Origin of the sequence: Sphingomonas sp. (assembly GCF_036387535.1) — a bacterium.
In the GTDB taxonomy this organism is placed as follows: domain Bacteria; phylum Pseudomonadota; class Alphaproteobacteria; order Sphingomonadales; family Sphingomonadaceae; genus Sphingomonas_R.
This window is the reverse complement of record NZ_DASVTO010000151.1, coordinates 1-19,284: the sequence shown is the minus strand read 5'-3', so window position 1 is coordinate 19,284 and position 19,284 is coordinate 1. Positions and strand designations below refer to the sequence as shown.

The 19,284-nt window shown below is 66.9% G+C and carries 15 protein-coding genes; 8 read left to right on the top strand and 7 right to left on the bottom strand.

Annotation, left to right across the window (positions count from 1 at the left end; all coding sequences use genetic code 11):
* Window positions 1-5: 5 nt before the first annotated feature.
* The 5 genes from VF649_RS13730 to VF649_RS13710 all read right to left on the bottom strand — a co-directional run bounded on the left by VF649_RS13730 (window position 6) and on the right by VF649_RS13710 (window position 6,281).
* The gene (locus VF649_RS13730; RefSeq protein WP_331012521.1) at window positions 6-761 is read right to left on the bottom strand and encodes an exonuclease domain-containing protein; all 756 of its coding nucleotides are present in this window, start codon (window positions 759-761) and stop codon (window positions 6-8) included.
* Window positions 758-1,834, bottom strand: coding sequence for a DNA polymerase IV (gene dinB / locus VF649_RS13725; RefSeq protein WP_331012520.1), 1,077 nt, complete (start codon window positions 1,832-1,834; stop codon window positions 758-760). Before dinB ends, VF649_RS13730 begins: the two co-directional genes overlap by 4 nt.
* An 86-nt stretch (window positions 1,835-1,920) precedes the next feature.
* Window positions 1,921-4,140 carry a putative bifunctional diguanylate cyclase/phosphodiesterase gene (locus VF649_RS13720; RefSeq protein ID WP_331012519.1) on the bottom strand — a complete coding sequence of 740 codons (2,220 nt, stop codon included), beginning with the start codon at window positions 4,138-4,140 and terminating at the stop codon, window positions 1,921-1,923.
* A gap of 111 nt (window positions 4,141-4,251) precedes the next feature.
* On the bottom strand, window positions 4,252-5,364 hold the full coding sequence (locus VF649_RS13715; protein WP_331012518.1) for an FAD-dependent oxidoreductase: 1,113 nt from the start codon (window positions 5,362-5,364) through the stop codon (window positions 4,252-4,254).
* The gene (locus VF649_RS13710) at window positions 5,361-6,281 is read right to left on the bottom strand and encodes an alpha/beta hydrolase (RefSeq protein ID WP_331012517.1); all 921 of its coding nucleotides are present in this window, start codon (window positions 6,279-6,281) and stop codon (window positions 5,361-5,363) included. Before VF649_RS13710 ends, VF649_RS13715 begins: the two co-directional genes overlap by 4 nt.
* A gap of 50 nt (window positions 6,282-6,331) precedes the next feature.
* Here VF649_RS13710 and VF649_RS13705 point away from each other — a divergent pair, with 50 nt between their 5' ends.
* The 8 genes from VF649_RS13705 (at window position 6,332) to VF649_RS13670 (ending at window position 13,885) form a co-directional block, all read left to right on the top strand.
* Window positions 6,332-6,802 (top strand): A24 family peptidase, encoded by a 471-nt coding sequence (locus VF649_RS13705; protein ID WP_331012516.1) that lies wholly within the window; start codon window positions 6,332-6,334, stop codon window positions 6,800-6,802.
* Between the two features lie 40 nt (window positions 6,803-6,842).
* Window positions 6,843-7,865 carry a Flp pilus assembly protein CpaB gene (cpaB, locus tag VF649_RS13700; protein WP_331012515.1) on the top strand — a complete coding sequence of 341 codons (1,023 nt, stop codon included), beginning with the start codon at window positions 6,843-6,845 and terminating at the stop codon, window positions 7,863-7,865.
* 1 nt (window position 7,866) lies between these two features.
* A complete protein-coding gene (locus VF649_RS13695; protein ID WP_331012514.1) occupies window positions 7,867-9,384 on the top strand; it encodes a type II and III secretion system protein family protein in 1,518 nt (505 codons plus the stop codon).
* Window positions 9,385-9,410: 26 nt separating this feature from the next.
* Window positions 9,411-10,052 (top strand): CpaD family pilus assembly protein, encoded by a 642-nt coding sequence (locus VF649_RS13690; protein ID WP_331012513.1) that lies wholly within the window; start codon window positions 9,411-9,413, stop codon window positions 10,050-10,052.
* The gene (locus tag VF649_RS13685) at window positions 10,052-11,332 is read left to right on the top strand and encodes a pilus assembly protein CpaE (protein WP_331012512.1); all 1,281 of its coding nucleotides are present in this window, start codon (window positions 10,052-10,054) and stop codon (window positions 11,330-11,332) included. The genes VF649_RS13690 and VF649_RS13685 overlap by 1 nt, the downstream gene beginning before the upstream one ends.
* A 43-nt stretch (window positions 11,333-11,375) precedes the next feature.
* Entirely contained in the window at window positions 11,376-12,341 is a 966-nt protein-coding gene (locus VF649_RS13680) for a type II secretion system F family protein (RefSeq protein ID WP_331012511.1), read from the top strand.
* Between the two features lie 11 nt (window positions 12,342-12,352).
* Window positions 12,353-13,342: a type II secretion system F family protein gene (locus tag VF649_RS13675; RefSeq protein ID WP_331012510.1), complete on the top strand. Its 990-nt coding sequence runs from the start codon at window positions 12,353-12,355 to the stop codon at window positions 13,340-13,342.
* Window positions 13,343-13,411: 69 nt separating this feature from the next.
* Window positions 13,412-13,885, top strand: coding sequence for a hypothetical protein (locus VF649_RS13670; RefSeq protein ID WP_331012509.1), 474 nt, complete (start codon window positions 13,412-13,414; stop codon window positions 13,883-13,885).
* Window positions 13,886-13,904: 19 nt separating this feature from the next.
* Here VF649_RS13670 and ppdK read toward each other — a convergent pair whose 3' ends face one another.
* Both ppdK and glyS read right to left on the bottom strand, forming a co-directional pair.
* Window positions 13,905-16,598 (bottom strand): pyruvate, phosphate dikinase, encoded by a 2,694-nt coding sequence (ppdK, locus tag VF649_RS13665; RefSeq protein WP_331012508.1) that lies wholly within the window; start codon window positions 16,596-16,598, stop codon window positions 13,905-13,907.
* A 320-nt stretch (window positions 16,599-16,918) separates the two neighbouring features.
* On the bottom strand, window positions 16,919-19,123 hold the full coding sequence (gene glyS / locus VF649_RS13660; RefSeq protein ID WP_331012507.1) for a glycine--tRNA ligase subunit beta: 2,205 nt from the start codon (window positions 19,121-19,123) through the stop codon (window positions 16,919-16,921).
* Between the last annotated feature and the right edge of the window lie 161 nt (window positions 19,124-19,284).

Genomic DNA, 19,284 nt, shown 5'->3' with positions numbered 1-19,284 from the left:
GGGCCTTACAACAGGCGGGGCTGCGGCGGCGCCGGCGCGATCGCCGGAACCGCCCCGCTGCGACGCGCCCGTTCTGTCTCGGCAGAATAGCGAACATCCTCGTCGCGGTCGTTCACAAACCGTTGCAGGGCGTCCGCGTCGACATCGGTCCATGCCGTGCCGCGCAGCGGCCCCGCCGGCACCCGCGGTAACAGCCCCGGGACGGCGCTCCACGCGATCAGCTGCGCCACCGACACCGTGGCCAGCATGTCGCGCAGATGGTGCGCGGTGACATAGGCGTCCGGAAAGGCGCGATGCACCGGCAATCCGCGCGCGCGGTCGAGACCGACGGGCTTGCGCCAATAGCGCAGCACCTGATTGGAAAAGGACGGGCTGCCCGGCCACAGCCGCAGTGCGCATTTCCAGGTGCAGATCCAGTCCGCCCCACCGGTCAGGGGCGGCGTGCAGAACCGCTGCTCGAACGATGCCCGGTGGGCCGCCAGGGCCAGCACCCCGGCCGGGCGCAACACAGCCGGCGCGACATCGGACCAGATCCGTGCATTCGCGACATCCGCGTCGATGATGTGATGCACCGCCTGCGTCACCGGCGGGATTGGTCGCTGCGGATTGACCAGTTCGGCGCCCTCACCGCCGCCGATGGCCCAGCGACCGTCCGCACCCTGCACCACATCCTGCCAGCCAACTTCGCACACGGCGTGGGCGGGTGGGCGCGATCCGGTCGTTTCCAGATCGATCACCCGAACGAATGGCGCGGTGGTCATAGCAACAATCCGATCTCGGCGGGCGCGTCCCCCGCCTCGCCCAGTTGCGACAGGGTCAGGCCCAGCAGGCGCACGCCCTTGTCCACCGGCAACAGCGCGCGCAACAGACCCCGCCCCGTGTCTGCCAGTGCCTCCCGGCTCGCGATCGGACGTGGGCCGCTGCGCGCGCGTGTGATCTGCTGGAAATCCTGATATTTGACCTTCAGCGTCACCGTCCGCCCCGTGGCGCGCGATCGTGCGATCCGCTCCCATGCGGCATCGGTCACGGTTTCCAGCGCCGCGAACAGGCCGTCGGGATCGGCGATATCCGTCGAAAAGGTCCGCTCCGCACCCACCGATTTGCGGATGCGATCGGACCGGACCGGCCGGTCGTCCAGCCCGGCCGCGGCCCGGACATAATAGTCGGCCGACTTGCCGAAGCGTTCCCGCAGCCAATCAATCGGCCGGGCCAGCAGGTCCGCGCCGGACACGATGCCCAGCCGGTCCATCTTCGCCGCCGTCACCGGACCCACCCCGTGAAAGCGCTTGATGGGCAGGGCCGCGGCGAAGCGCGGGCCGGCGGCAGGCGGAATGACGCAAATCCCGTCCGGCTTGTTCTGGTCGGATGCGATCTTGGCCAGGAACTTGTTGTACGAAACCCCGGCCGACGCCGTCAGTCCGGTTTCGGCGCGGATGGCCGCGCGGATCGCCTCCGCCACGTCGCGCGCCGATTCCACGCCCGTCACATCCAGATAGGCCTCGTCCAGCGAGAGTGGTTCGATCCGGCTGGTATGCCGGCGAAAGATGTCGTGAATCTGGTCGCTGACCGATCGATACACGTCGAACCGCGGGCGCACGAACAGCAGGTCCGGGCATCGCCGCCGCGCGGTGACGGACGCCATGGCGGATCGGACCCCGTAGCGCCGCGCTTCATAGCTTGCGGCCGCCACCACACCACGTTCGCGCGACCCGCCGACCGCCACCGGCTTGCCCCGTAACGCCGGATCGTCGCGCTGCTCCACGGAGGCATAGAAGGCATCCATGTCGACATGGATGATCTTGCGCATCTCCGCCCGGGCGCTGCCATCGGTCATGCGGCGCGATCGCGCTGCCGTGCCGCCCCGCCCGCAGCCCGCGTGATGTTCTTCGTGCGTGCGTCCAGGCCCATGATCTCGCGATCTTAGGCGGCGGCATGCCTTGGGTCAAATGGGGAACATCGCGCCGAGGGCCGCCGCCGCGTGAAGCGATGCAGCAGGTCCGCGCCGGTCATCGGGCGCCCATAGCGATAACCCTGCCCCTCATCGCAGCCCAGTCGCCGCAACGCCTTTTCCTGTTCCAGCGTCTCGATGCCCTCGGCGATGACGTTCAGGCCCAGCCGGTGGCCGATCGCCACCATGCCTTCCACGATGGCCGCGCTGTGCGGTTCGACGCACAGATCGGCGACGAACGACTGGTCGATCTTCAATCGCGACAGCGGAAAGCGCTTCAGCGTGGTCAACGACGCGAAGCCGGTCCCGAAATCGTCGAACGCGATCGCGACGCCCGCTTCGTGGAGCGCCCGCAGCGGCGCCAGTTCGGCATCATGGCGCAACGCGATCGACTCGGTGATCTCGACTTCCAGGTCGCTGGGCAGCAGCCGGTGACGCAGCAACGCCGCCCCCACGATGGTGGCCAGGTTGCCCGCCCGAATCTGCGCCGCGAACAGATTGACGCTGATCCGCTCGATCTTCAGGCCGGCCGTGCGCCACGCGGTCAGCTGCCGGCATGCCGCATCGATCACCCAGCAACCGACCTCGAACGCGGCCGCATGGGTTTCCAGCACCCCCATGAACGCGCCGGGCGTCAGCAATCCCCGCTCGGGATGGCGCCAGCGGAGCAACGCCTCGGCACCGATCAGGCCACGCTGCCGCAACCCCACCTGCGGCTGGTACAGCAGTTCCCATTCCTGATTCAGCGTGGCCCGGCCGATCTCGACCTTGAACGTCCGCGTCGTCGCCAGTTCGCGCCCCATGTCCGCGTCGAAAATCCGGTGGATGCGCCCGCCGTCATGCTTGGCCCGGAACAGGGCAAGGTCCGCATGGATCATCAGGTCCTCGCCATCCGCCGCATGCAGCGGCGCAGCGGCTATGCCGATGCTGATGCCCAGTTGCAGGTCATGATGCGAGATCGAAACCGGATCGGAAAAGGACAGCAGGATCGTCCGTGCGACGACCTCCGCGCGGGACAGATCGGCTCCCGCGGGCAACAGAATCGCGAATTCATCTCCCCCGATCCGGGCCAGCGCGGCGCCGTCATCGGTCGCACTGACCAGCCGCACCGCCAGCGCCTGCAGGAACGCGTCCCCGACGGCATGCCCGAACGCGTCGTTGACCGATTTGAACGAGTCGAGATCGAGTGCCAGCACGATCGCGCAGCCCTGCTCCTTCAGGCTGGTCTCCACCCGCTCCACGAACCCACGCCGGTTGAGCAAGCCGGTCAGTTCGTCATGATGCGCCAGATGCTGCAACCGTGCCTCGCGGCTGCGGCGCGCGGAGATATCCTGGATGTGGGCGCCAAATCCCATCCCGTCGCCGCTCTTCCAGTAGCTCAGCGTCAGTTCGATCGGAAATTCGGTCCCGTCCCGGCGGATCGCCTGAATCTCCACGGGCTTGCCCGCCAGCGTCGGAACACCGCCCGCCACCATCCTGCTCATCCCCGAACGGTGCAGGTGGCGGAAGCGGTGCGGCATGATGAGCGTCAGGTCGCGACCCACCGCCTCTTCGGCGGAATAGCCGAACATCGCGGCCGCGGCTGCGTTCCAGAAGGTGATCCGCCCGTCCCGACCGGACGTCACGATGGCCATACCGGTCGTGTCCACGAACCGCCGCGCGGCAACGCCCGCCAGCATCATGCGACGGGATTCCAGCGCGCTGATCGCAACCGCCGCAAATTCCCGCAGCTGCGCCTGCTGCGCGTCCCCGAATGCCGCGCGCGGCTCGGCGTCGATCAGGCACACCGATCCCAGGGGCACCCCTTCCGCCGTGATCAGCCGCAGACCGGCATAGAAACGGGCATGCGGTGCGGCATGGACGAACGGGCTGTCGGCGCACCGTGAATCACGGCTCAGATCCGGGACGACCGCGACATCGGGGCCGTTCAGGATCCGATCGCAGAACGATATCGCGCGCGGCACGGACCGCATGTCGAGGCCGTGACATCCAATAAAATTCTGATCGTCTGCGCCGTCCAATGAAATCAGGCAGATCGGCACCGAGAATATCTGCGCACCCAGCGCCGCGATCTTGTCGAACAGCGGCACGATGCGTGTCAGATCGAGGTCATAGCCCGCCAGGCATTCCAGCCGATCGGCTTCGTCCAGCGGCGATACAGCCTGCGCAGGGTGGATTGGGGCGCTGTTCATGGGGCGCACGCTCTACCCACAAGATTGCCAAAGCATGAAAGTCTCGACCGATCGTCTGAAACCAGGCTCTTAATCATAATAAAAATTGGTAATCGATGCGGCGCGCTCGGCTCAGGAAAACCGACTCGGGCTATATGGATCCAGGTCGATGTCGCTTACCGCATCCGGCAACCTGTCATCGGCCAGCAGGGCCGCCCCGATCATGGCGGCGGCCGGTGCGGTCTGGATTCCGAACCCGCCCTGCCCCGCGAACCAGAAAAAGCCAGCCGCCTTCGGATCCGGGCCATAGACCGGCGCCCGGTCCGGCGCGAAACTGCGCAGGCCCGCCCAAGCCCGTTCCTTGGCCACCACCGTCCAGTCCACCGTCCGTTCCAGTCGGTCGATCGCCAGCGCGATGTCCAGTTCCTCGGGCGCGGCGTCGCCGGCCTCGGCCGGAGTCTCGTCATGCGGCGACACCCACAACCGCCCATGGGTATCGGGCTTGAAGTAGAAACGTCCGGCAATGTCGATGACCAGCGGCAGCGATGCCGGGACGGGCGAGGCCAGCGCCAGTTGCACCATCGTCCGGCGGAGCGGCGCGATCGCAATCGGCGTCGCACCTGCCAATGTGCCGATCGACCGCGCCCACGCGCCGGCGGCGTTCACCACCACATCCGCCTTGATCATGCTGCCATCCCGGATCTGCAAATGCCAGATTCCGGCATGCCGCGTCATCGCCACCACCGGCGCGCGGCATCGTATGGCGACACCGGTGCGCCGCGCCTTGGCCAGGCAGGCGGCATGCAATCCCGCCACGTCGATATCCTGGCAACTCGGCTCGAACACGCCGCGCCGGATCTCGTCGCGCAGACCTGGCACCGCGCGCGTCAGGGCCGCGCGGTCCAGCGGCTCCAGCCGTACGGCGTCGCCGAACGTCGCCACCATCCGGTCCAGCAACCCCTCGTCGCCGTACCCCGCTAGGTGCAGGGCGCCCCGCGGCGACAGGAAGCCGTGCGGCGACACGTCGATCGGCGGTTTCGCCAACCATGGTCCGGATGCCGTCGTCAACGGCTGCACCGCGGGACCGCCATAGGTCTCGTTCCAGAATGCCGCCGATCGGCCGGTGGCGTGATAGCCCGGCTGCTCCTCGGCTTCGATCAACAGGATACGACCCCGTCCACCCAGTTCCGCCGCCAGGCTGGCGCCTGCCATTCCGGCGCCGATGATGACGATGTCATGGATCATGCGGGCCCGAACGCATCGAGAAACCCGTCGATCCGCGCCAGTACGGCATTCCGCACCGGGTCGACCTCGCGCAGCAGTTCATGCGCGGCATCGGCACGCATCATGATCTCCGCCTGCGGCAGTCGTGCCGCCGCCGATCGGATGGCATCGGCATCCACCAGCCGGTCCTGCGTCGCACCGATCAGCAGGATCGGCACCGCGATCCGTTCCAGCACGCCGCGCCGCGCCAGTCGGGCATTGGCGGCATACGCCTCCGCCAGCCAGTCCCAGCGCGGCGGCTGCACCGCAAAGCCGGGGTTGCGCGCCATCCAATAGAGTTCGTCGGAATAACGGTCCGCATCGCCCGTCAGGCGCGCCTGTCGCCCGGCCGCCCCGGCGCCCGTATTCCACACCGCGCGGTGCCCCTGCCCGATGGCACAGGCCAGCCGCGCGATGCGGGATGCGATCCAGGACGGCAGTGGCCGGCTGTTCAGCGCCAGCATCGGCGCGACCAGCACGGCCGCATCGATCGCCCCACTATCCTCCACCATCATCCGCAGCAGCAGGTGCCCGCCCATCGAATGACCGATCGCGACATGCGGGCCGCTGCCCTGCCCCCGCCACGCCCGCACGAAATCGCGCAGATCGGACAGCATCGTGGCCAGGTCGGGTATTTCCCCGGCCGGTTGCTGCGATCCGCCCTGCCCCCGCCAGTCGAACCCCGCCACGTTCCAGCCGCGCGCGTGCCAATGCGCCAGCGTTTCCAGATATTTCTCCGCGAAATCGGCGCGCCCGGTCTGGAACAACAGCTGCCCGCGCACCGCCGTGCCGTCCCGCTGCCGCCATGCAAAGGCGCGCAACCGCCCGCCATCCCGCGCGCCCCACATCGTGAAACGCAGTTCCGCCGGAATCGCACGACGATCGAAGGGCGGGGTCATCATCCTGCTCCGTTACGGTTTGCTAACCAACTCCGTCTAGTCCGGCGATCATGGAATGGTCCCGGATCCTGCTGCTCGCAACGCTTTGCGCGCTGCTGCTGACCGCCGGCTGGACCGATCTGCGCAGCCGGATCATCTCGAACCGGCTGAACGGCACCATCGCGCTGCTGGCACCGCTCTGGTGGCTGGCACTCGGCTATGCGCCATGGCCGGACATGGCGCTGCAACTCGGGCTCGCTCTCGCGCTGTTCATCGCTTTCGCCGCCTTGTTCGCGCTGGGTGCGATGGGTGGCGGCGATGTGAAGCTGATTGCCGCCCTTGCCCTGTGGCTGCCCCCCGCGGCGGTCCTGCCGATGCTGATGCTGATGGCGATCGCCGGCGGCGTTCTTACCCTGGTCATGCTCGTCGTGCACCGCGTTCGGCATCGCCCCGGTCAGCCCGAAATTCCCTATGGCCTTGCCATCGTCGGCGCCACGCTGTGGATCATGACAAACGGTATCTTAACCAGCATCCCGCAATAGGAGCCTTCGGGTTCGGCCCGTTGTGGAGGCTTGCGACGATATGGATGGTAAGAAGTTCGGCCTGCTCGTCGGAGCGCTGCTCATGGCCGGCGTGTCGGCCTTTGCCGTCAAGTCGATGCTGACCGGCGCTGCCGCGCCGACCGCGCAGGCCGCAACCATCGAAGCACAACCGGTCGGGCCGGAGGTGCTGGTCGCAACCCGCGCGCTGCCCGTCGGCACCATCATCGGTCCGGACAGCTTTCGCTTCACCGCCTGGCCGAAGGATCTGATCGAAAAAGCCTATTATCTGAAGGGGCAAAACGACGTCGCCGTGCTGCAAGGCACCGTCGTCCGTCAGGACATCACTGCCGGACAGCCGGTCACGCAGGGCTCGCTGGTCCGGCCGGGCGATCGCGGCTTCCTGGCGGCGGCCCTCGGGCCCGGCATGCGCGCGGTCACCCTGTCGGTCAGCAGCCAGGCGGGCGTGGCCGGCTTCGTCTTTCCCGGCGACCGCGTCGATGTCGTGCTGACGCAGACGGTCGGCGGCGGCGTGGGCGAGCCGTTGAAGGCCGCCGAAACCATTCTGCGCAATGTCCGCGTGCTCGCCACCGACCAGCGCACCGACAACACCGTCAACGATCAGGGCAAGTCGGTCGTGTCCACCTTTTCCAGCGTGACGGTCGAGGCGACGCCGAAGATCGCGGAGAAACTGGCCGTCGCTCAAACCGTCGGCGCGCTCTCGCTGTCGCTCCGCTCGATCGCCGACAACACCGCCGATCTCGAACGCGCGATCGCCGCCGGCGAAGTCAGCGTTCCCGATGCCGCCGATCCCAAGGCCGAACGCAAGATGCTGCTCGAAATCGCCAGCCGCCCGCAGGAGGGCGACGCCACCTATTCCACCGGAGCGGACGTTTCGCGGTTTCAGCGGTCCAGTGTCCCGCGTCCCGCGCCGACGGCCCCGGAACAGCAGCAGGGGGCGGTCCCCGCCCTTGCTCCGGCGGGGGCCCCGCCCGTTCCGGCCGGCCCCGTCGTGCGGGTCGCGCGCGGCAATACCGTCACCGTCGTACCCGCCGGGGGGAAATAAGATGCGCTTCGACATTCCGTCCGGGCATGCCGCCATCATCGGAACCGCCCTGGCCGCCGCGATTGCGGCCGGGCTTGCCGTCGGCAGCCCCGCGCCCGCCATCGCCGCAGCACCCCGTACGCCCCCGGCGGGGACGCAGGGTGATGCCGCGGGTCGTGCCATTTCCCTCTCCGTCGGCCGTGGCGAAATGATCCGCCTTCCCCGCGCGATGTCCGACATCTTCGTCGCCGACGAAAAGATCGCCGATGTCCAGGTGCGTTCGGGTAACCAGCTCTACGTGTTCGGCAAGGCCGCCGGCGAAACCAACATGTCCGCCACCGACACATCCGGCGCGGTCGTCTGGTCCGCCACCGTGCGCGTCGGACAGAATATCTCCAGCCTGGATCAGATGCTGAAGCTGGCGATGCCCGACGCCGCCATCGTCGCGACCCCGATCAACGGCATGGTCCTGCTGACCGGCACCGTCGCTACCCCCGACGATGTCGGCGAAGCGACCCGGCTGGTGCAGGCCTATTCCGGGGAAACGACGCAGATCGTCAGCCGGCTGAAGACCGCCACGCCGCTCCAGGTCAATCTCCAGGTCCGGATTGCAGAGGTCAGCCGCTCTTTCCTCAGAAATGTCGGGGTGAACATCCTGACCAGTGACGCCACCGGCGGCTTCGGCTTCGGCATCGCACAGGGCCGTGAAGGCAGCGTTTCGTTCACGGCACCGAACTTCAACAATGGCGGCATCGGCAGCACGCTCGGCTTTTTCGGCAAGCTGTTCGGGCTGGATATCGGGTCGTCGCTGGATCTGGCGGAACAGAATGGCCTGGTGACCACGCTTGCCAATCCCAACCTCACCGCCCTGTCCGGCGAGACCGCCAGTTTCCTGGCCGGCGGCGAAATCCCGATCCCGATCAGCCAGGGCCTCGGCGCGGTGTCGGTCGAATATAAGCAATATGGCGTCAGCCTGGCGTTCACCCCGTTCGTGCTGTCGGACGGACGGATCTCGATGCGCGTCCGGCCGGAGGTGTCGCAATTGACCAGCGCCGGTTCGGTCACGCTCAACGGCTTCACCGTTCCCGGCCTCACCACCAGCCGCACGGAAACGACGCTGGAACTCGGTTCGGGCGAGTCGATGGTGATCGGCGGGCTCCTCCGCAACAATCAGAACAACTCGGTGAACAAAGCGCCATTTCTCGGCGATCTTCCGGTGATCGGCGCCCTATTCCGGTCGAACAATTTTCAGCGCAACGAAACCGAACTGGTGATCGTGGTGACGCCGTATCTGGTGAAGCCGGTTGATGCGAACCGGATCGTCCTGCCGACCGACGGCTATCGCTCGCCGACCGATGCCGCACGCCTGCTGGGTGGCCAGCTGGCGACCGGCACCAACGGCGCCGTGCGTCCTGCCCCACGCGCCTTGCCGACCACGCCCGCCACGCCCTTGCCGGATGCCCGCCCGAACGGACCGGCGCGGCAGGCGCGGCCCGCACCCTCCGCATCCGCATCTGCCGCACCCGGCTTCACCTTCTGATTGCCCGACGAAAAGGAAGCCGCCTGATGCGTGCCATCGTCCTCCTGTCGCTTGCCACGCCCGCTTTGGCCCTGTCGGGCTGCGGAACGCCGACCGTGCCGGTCAATCGCGGCCTGGAATCGGTGCATCAACCGGTCGTTGCCCGATCCGACTTCGCGATCGACGTGCGTGCCGATGGCTTTGCGATCACACCCGCCGAAGATCGCCGGCTGACCGGCTGGTTCGACGCGATGAAGCTCGGCTATGGTGACCGCATCACCATCGACGATGGTGCCCGCGGTGAACCGGGCGCACGCGATGCGATCGCGGCGATCGTGGCACGCTACGGGCTGCTGCTCGGCGATACGCCGCCGGTGACCGCCAACGTCGTTGCGGACGGCAACGTGCGCGTCATCATCAGCCGCAGCACGGCGTCCGTACCCGGGTGCCCTGACTGGTCGACAGCATCGCGCCCCTATAGTGATGGCTCGACCGACAGCAATTATGGCTGCGCGTCGAACAGCAACCTGGCGCTGATGGTCGCCGATCCGCAGGATCTCGTCGCCGGCCGTCACGGCCGCGCCACGCTCAGCACCCGGGCCAACACGCGCGCGCTCAAGGCCTATACCGAACTGGTCCCCACCGGCGCCAGCGGTACGGTCAAGGCCGAATCCGCGGGAGGTAAGTGATGAACGCACCATTCCAGATCCGCAGCAGCGCGCTGAAGGAGCCGTTTGCAGGCTATGTCTGCGACGGTGCCACCGCCGATGTCCTGAAACCCGTCGTCGCCGAACTCGGCTGGGCCGTGGAGAAAATCCAGACGGGCGGCCTGCGCGCCGCGGTCCAGGCGCTGTCCGTCTCGGCCAGTCCGAACATCCTCTTCGTCGACATGTCGGAATGCGGCGATCCGCTGAACGACATCAACGCGCTGGCCGAAGTCTGCGAACCCGGAACCGTCGTGATCGCTGCCGGCATGGTCAACGACGTGCGGCTCTACCGCGATCTGGTGGCCTCGGGAATCCAGGATTATCTGCTGAAACCCTTTTCAGTGGACCAGATCCGCGATACCTTCTCGCACGCGCAGATGGTGATCTCCGGCCCGCGTCATGGCGCCGATCTCGTCGCCGATCGCCCGCATCTGATGTGCGGCGTGATCGGCGTGCGCGGCGGTGTTGGCGCATCGACCATCGCCACCTCCTGCGCATGGCTGTTCGGTGAAAAACACGGGCGCACCACCGCGCTGCTCGATCTCGACGTGCATTTCGGCACGGGTGCGCTGGCGCTCGATCTGGAACCGGGTCGCGGCCTGACGGACGCCATCGAAAATCCCGGCCGGATCGACGGCCTTTTCCTCGAACGCGCGATGGTGAAGGCGAACCAGCGCCTTGCGGTCCTGTCGGCGGAGGCGTCGATCGCTGTGCCGCTCGTCAACGATGGTGCCGCCTATTTCCAGTTGCAGGAGGAGATGAAAGGCGCGTTCGAATGCACGGTCATCGACGTACCGCGCCATGTCATGGTCCAGCATCCGCAGCTGATGCAGGACATGCACGCGACCGTGATTGCCGCCGATCTCACGCTGGCCGCCACGCGGGACACGATTCGGATGCTGTCCTGGCTGAAATCGAACGCGCCGCAGACCCGCATTTTCATCGTTGCGAACCGCGTGCCGCAAACCGGGCAGACCGAGGTCAGCCGCAAGGATTTCGAAACGTCCATCGAACGCAGGATCGACCTGTGCCTCAACCTCGATCCCAAGCTCGCGGCGCAGGCGGCTAAGCTCGGCAAGCCGCTGGCCGAAGTCGCGAAGGGCAACCGCCTCGGCGCCCAATATCTCGATCTGGCGGGCCAACTGATCGCAAGCTCCGATATCGGCGGCGCGGCCGGCGCGGGCAAGACGCGCTCGCTGCTGGGTAAGCTGAGTGATCTTCTGCCGGCTCGCAAGGCCAGGAGCGCCGACGCCGGGTCATGACGCGCGCTGGCCCCTCGCCCTGCCTCCGATACGGACGTCCGCAATGCCGATGATGCCGCTGCTCCTGCTTGTCGTTGGCACCCTGGGTTTCGCCGGGCTGCTGCTGGCCGCGTTCAGCGGACCATCGGTCGCGAAGAATCAGAGCCGGCGGATGGGCGCGCTGAAGACGCGCCATACCGAAGGGGTGATCGAAGCGCAGATGCGGCGTGTGCTGCAACAGCGCGAAACCCGGCTCGACAGCTATTTCACCCGGCTGCTCCCCAACCGCGCGAAACTGACGCAGAAACTTGAGGCGACGGGCAAGGAGTGGTCGATCGGCAACTATGCGCTGGTGTCGATCGGGATCACGGTCGTGGTCGGCCTCCTCCTGCTGGTGAAGGGCGCGCCGCTGCTGCTGGCCCTGCTCATGGCGATCCTGTGCGGCGTCGGACTGCCCTACAAGGTTCTGGGCATCCTGGTCGGCCGTCGCATCGCGGCGTTCACCGCACGCTTTCCGGATGCCATCGACCTGCTCGTCCGTGGCCTGCGTTCCGGCTTGCCCATTTCGGAAACGCTCAGTGTCGTCGGCAGCGAAATACCCGGCCCCGTAGGTGTCGAGTTCCGGGGCGTCACCGACAAGATCAAGATCGGTCGCACGATGGAATCCGCGTTGCAGGACACGGCCGACCGTCTCGAAACGCCGGAATTCCAGTTCTTCGTCATCACCCTGGCGATCCAGCGCGAAACCGGCGGCAATCTGGCGGAGACGCTGGCGAACCTCGCCGAAGTTCTCCGCAAGCGCGCGCAGATGAAGCTGAAGGTGAAGGCCATGGCATCGGAATCGAAGGCTTCCGCCTATATCCTCGGCGCGCTGCCCTTCATCGTGTTCGTGCTGATCTACATCGTCAATTCGGAATATATGCTCAAATTCTTCTCCGATACGCGGCTGATGATCATCGGCGGCGGCGGGATCGTCTGGATGGCGATCGGCGCCTTCATCATGTCCCAGATGATCAATTTCGAAATCTGATCGGGTCGACCATGCAAGCCACCCCGCCCCTGCTGTTCGGAATCGATGTCCTCTGGGTCGCGACGATCCTGTCGGCCTTCGCGACCTTCTGCCTGCTGCTCGCCATCTACACCGCGCTGACGGTGCGCAACCCCATGGCGAAACGGGTGAAGGCGCTCAACGAACGCCGGGAACAGCTGAAAGCCGGCATCACCGCATCCACATCCAAACGCAGGGCGAAACTGAACGGCACCAGCCGCGCCACCGACCGCATGCGCAGTTTCCTGGGATCGTTGAAGGTCCTCCAGGAATCGCAACTGAAGGCGTCCCAGATCAAACTGGCGCAGGCGGGCATCCGGTCCAAGGACGCCGCGGTCGCCGTGATTTTCGGGCGCATGGTCCTGCCGATCGTCATCGGCGGCGGTGCGGCGATCTATGTCTACTGGATCAACGGCTTTCCGACCTGGGGGCCGTTCAAGCAATTCTGCTTCTCCGGCGGCGCGCTGATCTTCAGCTACAAATTGCCGGACATCTTCGTTCAGAACAAGATCACCAAGCGCAGCAAGGAAATCCGCAAGGGCCTACCGGATGCGCTCGACCTGCTGGTCATCTGCGCCGAAGCCGGCCTGACCGTGGACGCCGCTTTCACGCGTGTCGCCCGCGAATTGGGCAAGGCCTATCCCGAACTGGGCGACGAATTCGGGCTGACCGCGATCGAACTCGGCTTTCTGACCGATCGCCGGACCGCGTTCGAAAATCTGGCGCAACGCGTTCCGCTGGACGCCGTGCGCGGCGTCATCACCACCATGATCCAGACCGAGAAATATGGAACGCCGCTCGCCTCCGCGCTGCGTGTGCTCTCGGCGGAATTCCGACACGAACGCATGATGCGCGCGGAGGAAAAGGCCGCGCGCCTGCCCGCGATCATGACGGTGCCGCTGATCCTGTTCATCCTGCCGGTGTTGTTCGTCGTCATCCTGGGTCCGGCGGCCTGCTCGATTTCCGACAGCATGATGGGCTGACATTATCGACACGGAGACGGAACGACCCGCGTATCCCACCGTTCATGCAGCAAACAAAGGGAGGTTGTCATGACGGCATTCACCACCAACCAATGGGCGATCCTAGGGCTGGTTCTGGTCCTCGGCTGGCTGCTGGGACTGATGTCGCGATCGGGGGGCGGAAAATGGCGGCGCGCCTACGAAACCGAACGGTCGGACCATATTGCATCCCGCCACGCCTATGATGCGCGCATCACCGAACTGGAGCGCAGGACGCCGGCGGGGATCGGCAGTGGGGTCGGGACCAGTGTGGGCGCCGCGGCCGCCGGCCGGCGTGACGATCTGGCGTTGATCCACGGCATCGGCCGCGGAGGCGAAACCCGGCTGAACGAGGCTGGCATCCACAATTATGGCGATCTGACCCGGTTGTCCGATAGCGACGCGGCCGCCCTGGAACGCCGGCTTGGCTTGGCCGAAGGGATCATCGTTCAGGAACGCTGGCGCGAACAGGCCGAAATGCTCGCCGCGGGGCGCCACGACGAGCATCGGCGGATGTTTGCCTGACATCCGCTCCTGACGCGGTTCAGCGTGCGCGGAGCGCCGCCTGCGCCGCGGCGAGCCGTGCGATCGGCACGCGGTAGGGCGAGGCCGAGACATAATCCAGCCCGGTTGCCTCGCAGAAGGCGATCGACGCCGGGTCACCGCCATGTTCGCCGCAGATACCGAGCTTGATCTCCGGCCGGGTCGCCCGCCCCCGCTCCGCCGCCAGTGCGATCAGTTCGCCGACGCCTTCGACGTCCAGGCTGACGAACGGATCCTTGGCGTAGATGCCCTTGTCGACATAGACCGACAGGAACCGGCTCGCATCGTCGCGGCTGACGCCCAGCGTCATCTGGGTCAGGTCGTTGGTCCCGAACGAAAAGAACTGACCATGTTCGGCGATCTCGCCCGCCTTGATCGCGGCGCGCGGCACTTCGATCATCGTGCCGACCAGATATTCCAGGGTCCGGCCGCGTTCCGCAAACACCGCTTTGGCGGCCGCGTCGATCACGCCCTTCATCAATTCCAGTTCGCGGGCCGTGCCGACCAGCGGCACCATCACCTCCGGGATCGGCGCCGCCCCGCTCTTCTCCGCGACATCCACCGCCGCCTCGAAGATCGCACGCGCCTGCATCTCGTAGATTTCGGGATAGGTGACGCCCAGCCGGCACCCGCGATGGCCCAGCATCGGGTTGAACTCATGCAGCTCCGCCGCCCGCCGCTTCAGCGCCTCCAGCCCCAGGCCGGTCGCCTTCGCCACCTCTACGAACTCGTCCTCCGCATGCGGCAGGAATTCGTGCAGCGGCGGATCGAGCAGCCGGATCGTGACCGGCAGGCCGGCCATGATCTCGAAGATCTCGGCAAAGTCGGAGCGTTGTTCGGGCAACAGCACCGCCAGCGCCTTGCGCCGGCCAACCTCGTCCTCCGCCAGGATCATCTGGCGCACTGCCGTGATCCGCGCGGCGTCGAAGAACATGTGCTCGGTCCGGCACAGACCGATCCCTTCCGCCCCGAACTGGCGCGCCGTGCGGCAGTCGTTGGGCGTCTCGGCATTGGTCCGCACCTTTAGCCGGCGTACCTTGTCGGCCCACACCATCAGCGCCGCGAAATCGCCCGACAGTTCCGGCTGCACGGTCGGCACCTCGCCCGCCATCACCTCGCCCGTCGATCCGTCGATCGTGACGATGTCGCCCTCGCGCAGCGTGCGGCCGTCGACCTTCATCACCTTGGCCTTCGCATCGATGCTGAGCGTGCCGACGCCGGACACGCAGGGCCGGCCCATCCCGCGCGCCACCACCGCGGCATGGCTGGTCATGCCGCCGCGCGCGGTCAGGATGCCCTTGGCGGCGTGCATGCCGTGAATATCCTCGGGGCTGGTTTCGACCCGTACCAGGATCACCGCCTCGCCCTGCTCCGCCCGCTTCTCCGCCGTATCGGCATCGAACACCACCATGCCGGACGCGGCGCCCGGCGACGCGGGCAACCCCTTGGCGATCACGTCGCGCGGGGCCGCGGGGTCCAGCGTCGGGTGCAGCAGCTGGTCGAGTGCGGCCGGATCGACGCGGTCGACCGCCTCCTCCTCCGAAATCAACCCTTCGCTCGCCATGTCGACCGCGATCTTCAGCGCGGCCTTGGCGGTGCGCTTGCCGGCGCGGGTCTGCAGCATCCACAAATGCCCACGCTCGACCGTGAACTCGATGTCCTGCATGTCGCGATAATGCGTCTCCAGCAGGTCGAACACCTTGGCCAGCTCGGCATAGACCTCCGGCATCGCCTCTTCCATCGACGCCGCCTTCGCACCCGCCGCCTGGCGCGCGGCCAGCGTCAGATATTGCGGCGTGCGGATGCCGGCGACGACATCCTCGCCCTGCGCATTGATCAGGAATTCGCCGTAATAAGCGCGCTCGCCGGTCGAGGGGTCGCGGGTGAAGGCGACGCCGGTGGCCGACGTCTCGCCCATGTTGCCGAACACCATCGCCTGGACGTTCACCGCGGTGCCCCAGTCGCCGGGAATGCTGTTCAACCGCCGATAGACCTTGGCGCGTTCGGACTGCCACGATCCGAACACCGCGCCGACCGCACCCCACAACTGTTCATGCACGTCCTGCGGAAACGGCTTCTTCCACTGATCCTGCACGATCGCCTTATATTCGCTGACCAGCACCTTCCAGTCGTCGGCGCTCAGCTCGGTATCCAGGCTGTAGCCCTTGTCCTCCTTGGCGATCTCCAGCGCTTCCTCGAACGCGCCATGGTCCAGTTCCAGCACCACGTCCGAATACATCTGGATGAACCGGCGATAGCTGTCCCAGGCGAAGCGCGGGTCCTCCGATATCGCGGCCAGCCCCTCGACGGTCGCATCGTTCAGGCCCAGGTTGAGGACCGTATCCATCATCCCCGGCATCGATGCGCGGGCCCCCGACCGGACCGACACCAGCAACGGATCGGCGGCATCCCCGAACCGCTTGCCGGTAATGCCCTCGATATGCGTCAGCCCGTCGGCGACCTCGTCGCGCAACGACTGCGGAAACTGCTCGCCCTCGTCATAATAGCGGACGCACATCTCGGTCGAGATGGTGAAGCCCGGCGGCACCGGCAGCCCGATCGACGCCATTTCCGCGAGGTTCGCACCCTTGCCGCCCAGCAGATTCTTGTCGCCCTTGCCACCATCGGACACACCCCCGCCGAACCGGTAGACGTAACGGGGGCTGGTTTCGGTCGGCACGGATGCGGTGGCCATGAGGCTTCCTTCGATATCGGGTCGTGGCCGCTACGTGCGGTGCAGCATGGGCCGCTGGCAAGACTGACAACGGCGGACAATCGGGGTTCGGGACGCCCGCCGGGGTGAAGCGCCCGCGATGCCACGATGGCAACGACCAGCACCGAACTCATCCCGTCGCAGGCCGGAATGACGACAGAAGCGGCGTCGCCCACCATCACGGGCGCAAAAAGCACACGCAAAAACGCCGCACCAAGGCTCCGGCCTGCGCCAGGGCACATCTGGCACACGCCACCCTGAACGCCGCCCAACGCCCCTGCGTCCGCAGCGGTGCGGAAACCCTACCCCTCGATCCGCGAAAAGTCCGCCACCCGGTGCACCGCGGTCCGGATCCGCTCCAGCAGCGCAAGCCGCGCGGCCCGCTTCACCGGATCGGGATCATTGACCGTCACGCCATCAAAAAACGCATCGATCGGCGCCCGCAACCCGCTCAGCGCCGCCATCGCCCCGCCGAAATCCTCCGCATCCACCGCTGCCTGCGCCGCCGGCTCGACCGCATCCAACGCCGCCACCAACGCGGCCTCGGCCGGCTCGGGCGTGTAGGACAGTTTTTTGTCTTCCCCTCTCCCCCCGGGCGAGGGAGGAGCCGCGTCAGCGGCGGAGGGTGAGGGTGCGTCGTCGAGGGCAGCCACCCTCACCCTCCCATCCGGCTGCGCCGGACGGGCCCCTCCCTCTCCCGGTGGGAGAGGGGATTCCTTCTTCAGAATATTGGCCGCCCGCTTGTATCCGGCGAGCAGGTTCGCCCCCTCCACCGTCTGCACGAACGCCTGCAACGCATGGACACGGGCGAGCAGGCGGACGAGATCATCCTCGCCCCCAAGCGCGAACACCGCGTCGATCAGGTCGTGCCGGACCCCGGCTTCCTTCTGCTGTACCTTGAGGCGGTCGACCGCAAACTCCAGAAGGACGTCATGACCGCTGCCGAAGGTAGACATATGGCCTTGCCCAGCCGCCATGGTGAATGCGCGAAATGGCGCCCGGAGCGCATTGGTCTCCACAAGCGTCAGAACGCCAAGCATTGCCCGTCGCAACGCGAACGGGTCTTTCGAACCTGTCGGCTTCAAATCGCGGCTGAAAAAGCCGAACAGACTATCCAGCTTGTCCGCCAGCGAAACCGCCAGCGTCACCGGCGCAGTGGGCACCTCATCCCCCTGCCCGACCGGCTTGTAATGGTCGCGGATCGCGTCCGCGACGGCGTCGGGATAACCCTCCGCGCGGGCATAATAGCCGCCCATCACTCCCTGCAGTTCCGGAAATTCGCCGACCATCCCCGTCACCAGATCGGCCTTGCACAGCCTGGCCGCGGTTTCCGCCATATCGGCCAGTTCGGAGCGGTCCGGTTGAGCAGAACCAACGATCCCCTCCTCCACCAGCCAGCGCGCCAGCTTGGCGACCCGCTCCACCTTGTCCGCAACCGTGCCCAGCTTCTCGTGAAACACGATCTGGTCGAGCTTCTTCGCGCTCTCCGCCAGCGGAACCTTCCGATCCTGTTCCCAGAAGAATTTCGCATCCGACAACCGCGCCGCCAGCACCTTGGCATTGCCGGCGACGATCCCCGCGCCGCCATCGCGCGCCACGATATTGGCGGTGCAGATGAAACTCGGCGCCAGCGCACCGCCCGCATCGACCAACGCGAAATATTTCTGGTTCGTGCGCATGGTCAGCTGGATCACCTCGCGCGGGACTTGCAGGAAGGCCGGATCGAACTGCCCCAGCAGCGGCACCGGCCATTCGGTCAGCCCGGCATTCTCCGCGACCAGCCCCTCGTCCGGCACGACGCTCAGCCCCGCTGCCGCCGCGACTGCCGCCGCGCCGTCGCGGATGATCCGCCGCCGCTCTTCCTGATCAAGGATGACGTGCGCCGCGCGCAGCTTGAATGCATAATCGTCCGCCGACCCGATCGTGATCGCGTCCGGATGATGGAACCGGTGCCCCACGGTGGCCGCCCCCGCGACGATGCCGGCAATCTCGATCGGCACCACCATCTCGTCCAGCAGTGCGACGATCCCCTTCAGCGGGCGCACCCAGCGCAGCGACGCGGTGCTGGCGGATTCCGCGCCCCAGCGCATCGATTTCGGCCAGGGGAAGCCCCGGATGATTGCCGGTACCGCTTCCGCCAGCACCGCCGCCGTCGCGCGGCCCGGCTTCTCGGTGACGGCATAGAGGACCAGATTGCCCTTGGCATCCGCCCGCGCGACCAGTTGCTCCCGCGTCAGGCCGGTCTTGCCGAGGAATCCGGCCAGCGCCTGCGCCGGTGCATCCGCGCGCGGCCCCTTGACCTCTTCCGATACCGCGTCGGTCGCGACCGGCAAGCCGCGCGCGATCAGCGCCAGCCGCCGCGGCGTGGCATAGGTTTCGATCGCCGCCGCCGCCAGCCCGGCCCTGGCCAGCTCCGCCGTGAACAGCCGCGCCAGATCGGTGCACGCCTTGTCCTGCATCCGCGCCGGGATTTCTTCGGAAAGAAGTTCAAGAAGGAAGTCAGCCATGATGGTTCTCGCTTACCCTCTCCCGCCGGGAGAGGGAGGGGCCCGCGCGCCCTTGCGCGTGGGAGGGTGCGGGTGAAGGTCCGGGCGGTGAGATCGGCCTCACCCTTCCCACGCGTCCGGCGCGGGCCCCTTCCCTCTCCCGGCGGGAGAGGCAGACCTTA

Coding starts and splice junctions, on each gene's coding strand:
- VF649_RS13710 (WP_331012517.1), bottom strand. CDS start 6,281: ATGACCCCGCCCTTCGATCGTCGTGCGATTCCGGCGGAACTGCGTTTC.
- VF649_RS13705 (WP_331012516.1), top strand. CDS start 6,332: ATGGAATGGTCCCGGATCCTGCTGCTCGCAACGCTTTGCGCGCTGCTG.
- VF649_RS13675 (WP_331012510.1), top strand. CDS start 12,353: ATGCAAGCCACCCCGCCCCTGCTGTTCGGAATCGATGTCCTCTGGGTC.
- ppdK (WP_331012508.1), bottom strand. CDS start 16,598: ATGGCCACCGCATCCGTGCCGACCGAAACCAGCCCCCGTTACGTCTAC.
- VF649_RS13690 (WP_331012513.1), top strand. CDS start 9,411: ATGCGTGCCATCGTCCTCCTGTCGCTTGCCACGCCCGCTTTGGCCCTG.
- dinB (WP_331012520.1), bottom strand. CDS start 1,834: ATGACCGATGGCAGCGCCCGGGCGGAGATGCGCAAGATCATCCATGTC.
- VF649_RS13685 (WP_331012512.1), top strand. CDS start 10,052: ATGAACGCACCATTCCAGATCCGCAGCAGCGCGCTGAAGGAGCCGTTT.
- cpaB (WP_331012515.1), top strand. CDS start 6,843: ATGGATGGTAAGAAGTTCGGCCTGCTCGTCGGAGCGCTGCTCATGGCC.
- VF649_RS13715 (WP_331012518.1), bottom strand. CDS start 5,364: ATGATCCATGACATCGTCATCATCGGCGCCGGAATGGCAGGCGCCAGC.
- VF649_RS13680 (WP_331012511.1), top strand. CDS start 11,376: ATGCCGATGATGCCGCTGCTCCTGCTTGTCGTTGGCACCCTGGGTTTC.
- VF649_RS13695 (WP_331012514.1), top strand. CDS start 7,867: ATGCGCTTCGACATTCCGTCCGGGCATGCCGCCATCATCGGAACCGCC.
- VF649_RS13670 (WP_331012509.1), top strand. CDS start 13,412: ATGACGGCATTCACCACCAACCAATGGGCGATCCTAGGGCTGGTTCTG.
- VF649_RS13730 (WP_331012521.1), bottom strand. CDS start 761: ATGACCACCGCGCCATTCGTTCGGGTGATCGATCTGGAAACGACCGGA.
- VF649_RS13720 (WP_331012519.1), bottom strand. CDS start 4,140: ATGAACAGCGCCCCAATCCACCCTGCGCAGGCTGTATCGCCGCTGGAC.
- glyS (WP_331012507.1), bottom strand. CDS start 19,123: ATGGCTGACTTCCTTCTTGAACTTCTTTCCGAAGAAATCCCGGCGCGG.